A 4917-nucleotide genomic window follows, 5' to 3' on the forward strand; every position below is an offset into this window, starting at 1 on the left:
ACGGCATCAGCGAAATCAAAGACATGCTGGCCGCTGCCCGACGATCCACCAAAGACTGGCACGACTTCCTGAGGGACTTCGTCACAGATCCCGACATCATTGCCCGCGTCAAGGGCCAACCCCTGCGGTAGCAATCGGTCGATTACGAATAGACAGGCACAAACTGTCGAGTTAGCTTTCGCGGCAGACCATTCGCCCGGCGAAAGAACATCTCGACGATCAGGTCGTCTAACTCTGTCTTGCCGACCCAACCCGCTCGAATGGCATCATTAACCGCCAGTCCGCAGCGGACAATCGCCGAAGATGGCTGAGGCCTTAGGTGAAAGCCGGCTAATTTGACCCATTGTGCATGCCGCTTTTCAAGATCGATGCGATCGCAACAGAATCTTGTCGCCTTCTCGCGATGCGCGTTGCCATTTGCTTTGGCCATTTACTCTCTCAAATTTGTACGCCGTCTGATCGATACAACTCTTCAGTATTTTCCCAAGATGAACGTATAGCGCGCAGTGCGAGGGCAGGTCGATCAGAAAGGCTCTGGGGTGTACCCCTAGGGCATCGCGCATTCGGATCACACCGAGTCTGTCGAGACCGGCCGACAGATAGGGGCTGTTTCATCCTACTAAAGTTCCGAGGGGCTCACGCCCCCCTCTCGAACTTCACCACCGGGATGCCGAGCTTCTTGGCCTTGTCGGCGAGGTTTTCCTGGATGCCATTGCCCGGGAAAACTAGGACGCCGACGGGGAGCACGTCCAACATAGCGTCGTTGCGCTTGAACGGTGCGGCCTTGGCGTGCTTGGCCCAGTCCGGCTTGAAGGCAACCTGGGTGACGCCCCGGGCTTCGGCCCATTTGGCGGCGATGAGTTCGGCGCCTTTTGCGCCGCCACCGTGGAGAAGGACCATGTCGGGATACTTGGTCCTGACCTGATCGAGCTTGCCCCAGATCAGGCGGTGATCGTTAAAGTCGGTCCCGCCGGTGATGGCGACCTTGGGGCCCGCGGGCAGCATCACCTCGGTCTCTGCGCGGCGCTTGGCGGCCAGGAAGTCGCGGCTGTCGATCAGGGCGGCGGTCAGGTGCTGGTGATTTACCTTTGAACCGGTGCGGGGCCGCCAGGTCGATCCCGTGTGATGCCAGAACTCGGAAGCGGCGTGATCGCGCATCATGTCCATGCAGTTCCGCCGTTCAGTGAGGGTCAGGCCCTCGGCCGTCAGACGCTCAAGTTCGGTGGATTTCACCTCGGAGCCGTCCTGCTCGCGCTGGAGGCGGCGCTGCGCCTGCTCGTTGTCGTCGAGCGACCGTTCGATCCGGGCGGTGGCGCGGTGGAGGAGGTTGACCTGGCCCCAGAGCACTTCTTCGAGGTCGGGTTCCATGCGGGTGTCGGCCAGACTCGCAACGAGAGCGTCGAAGATGTCGGCGACGGCACCCCGGAGGCGGTCAGCGTCGGGCATCGGGCGCGGATCGGGCTCGTCTTCAAAGGGGCGGTAGCCGTAGAGTTGCAGCTCCTCAAGCGCATGAGCGGTCTGGGATGCGGTGTGGCTGGGTTCGTAAGCGTCGTCGCGGGTTTGGAACGTCATCTTCTTCTTGCCTCCGGGCCTGTCTGGTCCGCGCGTCATCCCGCGCGGCCTTCATGGGCTGCGAAAGCCGTCACGGGGGAGGACCCTTCACCCCACTTTCGGGGCCGGAACGCATGTGGAGGAGGACGGGGGGCGGCTGATTTGTCTCGCGATGCAAAGGCGGGGCGAGCCCCGCCGGCGGAAATCAGTTGCCCCCCGTCCTTGAAGGGTCGTCCCCTTTGACGGCCGCCTGCCCATCTCTTGAAGGCCGCTCGGGGGACGGGTGGACGAGCTGCCCCGACACGAGGCAGGAAGTGACGGTTCAGACCTGCGACGGTTCCACTCCCCCTGCCCCTCTGTCCCAAGACGCCCCTTGCGCGGAGAAGCTCAGATTTCCAGGCGCTGCTGATCCTCGGGACCGATCTGCTTTGCCAGATGCTGTCGCAGCACAGCCGGTCCGTCCGCCCGAAGATCATCGTTGAAGTCCCCGAGCCGTGGCTCGAGAACTTGCACGGCAATCCCGACCTCATTTGCTCTGGCGGTCAACCTTTCCGCCGCACGCTGCCCCGCCGGATCGCGGTCGATGGCGATGTAGAGGCGCCGCAACCCCTCCGGCAACAGGACGGCTCCGAGGTGACCCGACGAGAGAGCTGCCCAGACAGGAAAGCCGGGGGCGGCCTCATGAACTGACAGCATGGTCTCGATACCTTCGCCGACAACGAGGATGTCATCCTGCGGGGTCAACCTGACGGCATTGCCGAGAATGTGACCCATGGCCCGCCGCTGTGTCTCGACAGAAGCCTTGCCTCGACCGTCAAGCGCAAGCCAGGTGCGATGCACACCCTGCAAGGCCCCTGCCCCATCGGTGACCGCAGCGATCAGTGCCGGTCGGGGAATGCTCTTGGTCTGGCCCTCATCCCGATGCCAGCACTTCGGGTGGAAGCGAAGGGCGCTCGCCTTGCCGCCAAGGGTGATGCCCCGGGAGCGGAGATAGGTTTCCGCAAGCGAGCCTGGGACCGAGACCGAGGCCGCAAACAAACGCGCCGCTGCCTCTGGCGTGCCACCGGGGGTCTTAGATTTTCTCGGGGAAGGGCCATCGGGGAGAACCGGCGCCGGACGACCAAGATGGGCACGCGCCTCCGCGAGAAGATCTGGAAAGCGGGTGATCCCCGTCCGTTCGCGGATGATATCGAGCAGGTCGCCGTATTCACCGGTCGCGCCGTCGGACCAACGACCGCTCGCCCCAAGCCCACATGTGGGGCCGGTCAGCCGCACGAAGAGCGACCGACCGGGGTTATTCTGCAGATCGCCGACGATCCAGTAGGACCCTTCCCGCCGCCCGGCGGGAAGGTAGTGACGGCAGACATTTTCGGCATTTTGCGCAAGGTCGCGCAGGATTTCTTCGGTTTCCAAGGACATGGGGGACAATCTCACTTTAGCCATGCCGGGGCTGTAGGGCGAGGATCGGAAACCGCGCAAGGAGGGACCCGCAAATGGCGACACCGGCCAAATCTGTCGGGCAGAAGAGTCTGAGTTTCCAGGCGATGATCTCCGAAAAGAGCCCATCCGCCTTGAGGCGATCCTTCTGGGCTTCGGTGAACCCAGAGATCTCGATCCGGTTCACACCCATGACGCGGGACCGGTGCAACTCCATCCCCTCGGCCAGACGCACGACGGTCTTGCCTTCAAGAACGAGGGAATGGATCTGCGCTGCCGACAACTTCGGCGCATCGGCTGCCAAAGTTGTCGCAACCCATGCGGGCGAAACACGGCGGCCGATGATGCGCTGACCGTCATCGGTCTGGAGCCGGTAGACTCGGGTTTCGTCCTGCGGGAGCTGTTTCCAGATCGGCAGGAGAAGGCCCGCCACGATGTGGAGCGTGGATTCCGAGAACTCCGGCACTTCGGCCAGTTCGGCCGTCCAGGCGGCGGCGAAGGCGGCACGATCAGCTTCCAGCCAGTGGGTATCCTCCATCAGCTTGGCAGGCAGGGTGCTGGCCTCGGTCGGACGGATCAACCGAAGGCGGGGCTCGATAGTGCCGTCGTCCAGCATCAGACTGGTGGCGGGCACCTGCACCGCAGCGCGGCCAGAGCGGCTGTTGACCAAAAGCCGCGCCTTCGGGTCATCCAGCCAGTCGAGCGCATCGGCCAGCGAGGTCGGCGCGTTGCGGCGCTTTTCCGCGATGGTCAGAAGCTGGGTTTCTGCGCCAGAGCCGGGATGGGCGTAGATCACCCGGGCGTCCGTGACGCGGAAGCTTTCAGCTCGAAGCGTCTCGAGCCCGAGATCATAGACCCCGGCAGCAATGGCCCCCTCGATGCGCTGATCAAGCAAGTCCTCGAAGGCCGAGAAGAGCACGGCCTGCATGTCGATCGTCAGCGCCAGCAGGCGATTGAGGAAGGTCGTGATCGGGGGCAGGTCGTCCTTGAGGCCATTGTCATCGGTCAGGCTGAGGCCAGTGGCATCCTCGAAAACCCCGAGCGAGCAGCCCGCCACATCGCCGCGATAGATCCGGCGATAGAGTTGGCGCAGCGCATCGCGGGCGTAAGGCGACTCGAGGTTGTCCTCGGGGCGGAACAGCCCCTGCCCCCCGGTCTGGCGCTGACCCCGCGTGATGGCCCCGAGCGTGTCGAGTCGGCGCGCGATTGTCGACAGGAACCGCTTCTCCGCTTTCACATCCGTGGCCACCGGCCGGAACAGGGGCGGCTGTGCCTGGTTGGTGCGGTTGGTGCGGCCCAGGCCCTGGATCGCGGCATCGGCCTTCCATCCGGGCTCAAGGAGGTAGTGGACACGCAGGCGCTGGTTTTTCGCGCCGAGATCGGCGTGATAGCTCCGCCCCGTGCCGCCGGCATCCGAGAAGATCAGGATGCGTTTCTGGTCATCCATGAAGGCGGCGGTTTCCGCGAGGTTGGCTGAACCCGCCCGGTTTTCCACGACGAGCCGCGCTGCAGGACCATCTCCCTTGCGCACGATACGGCGCGAGCGGCCTGTGACTTCTGCCACGAGATCGGTGCCAAAGCGCTGGACGATCTGGTCGAGCGCCCCCGGCACGGGCGGCAGCGACGCCAGCTTCTCGATCAGCGCGTCGCGCCTGCGGACGGCCTCGCGGCATTCGACCGGTTGGCCGTCACGCACCACAGGGCGAGACGACAGATTGCCCTCACTGTCTGTGAAGGGCTCGTAGAGCTGCACCGGGAAGGAATGGGCGAGGTAGTCCAGGACACAATATGCCGCGTCCGCGTTATGCAGAGCGCGTCGCTTCATGTCGTTGATATGATGTTTCATTTTTGGATCTCCACTCGGCATAATCATGATGCCTCTGCTCTCAACCGCAGAAGGACACCCCGACATGACCTCCCCCTCCAACT

General features: G+C 63.7%; 3 protein-coding genes and 1 pseudogene. All 4 read right to left on the bottom strand.

Annotation, left to right across the window (positions count from 1 at the left end; genetic code table 11):
* Positions 1-142: 142 nt before the first annotated feature.
* Positions 143-430: a hypothetical protein gene (locus AC1Y2B_RS23280; RefSeq protein ID WP_482255507.1), complete on the bottom strand. Its 288-nt coding sequence runs from the start codon at positions 428-430 to the stop codon at positions 143-145.
* 206 nt (positions 431-636) lie between these two features.
* Complete coding sequence (locus AC1Y2B_RS23285) at positions 637-1572, bottom strand: DUF2493 domain-containing protein (protein ID WP_482255508.1); 936 nt, start codon at positions 1570-1572, stop codon at positions 637-639.
* Between the two features lie 366 nt (positions 1573-1938).
* Positions 1939-2970 carry a DUF7146 domain-containing protein gene (locus tag AC1Y2B_RS23290; protein WP_482255509.1) on the bottom strand — a complete coding sequence of 344 codons (1032 nt, stop codon included), beginning with the start codon at positions 2968-2970 and terminating at the stop codon, positions 1939-1941.
* A 16-nt stretch (positions 2971-2986) separates the two neighbouring features.
* A pseudogene (locus AC1Y2B_RS23295) lies at positions 2987-4771 on the bottom strand (strawberry notch C-terminal domain-containing protein); the annotation flags it as partial.
* Between the last annotated feature and the right edge of the window lie 146 nt (positions 4772-4917).

This window comes from Stagnihabitans sp., from assembly GCF_964946895.1.

Bases quoted from the DNA above. Each gene is read 5' to 3' on its own strand.
- AC1Y2B_RS23280 (WP_482255507.1), bottom strand. From the start codon at position 430: ATGGCCAAAGCAAATGGCAACGCGCATCGCGAGAAGGCGACAAGATTC.
- AC1Y2B_RS23285 (WP_482255508.1), bottom strand. From the start codon at position 1,572: ATGACGTTCCAAACCCGCGACGACGCTTACGAACCCAGCCACACCGCA.
- AC1Y2B_RS23290 (WP_482255509.1), bottom strand. From the start codon at position 2,970: ATGTCCTTGGAAACCGAAGAAATCCTGCGCGACCTTGCGCAAAATGCC.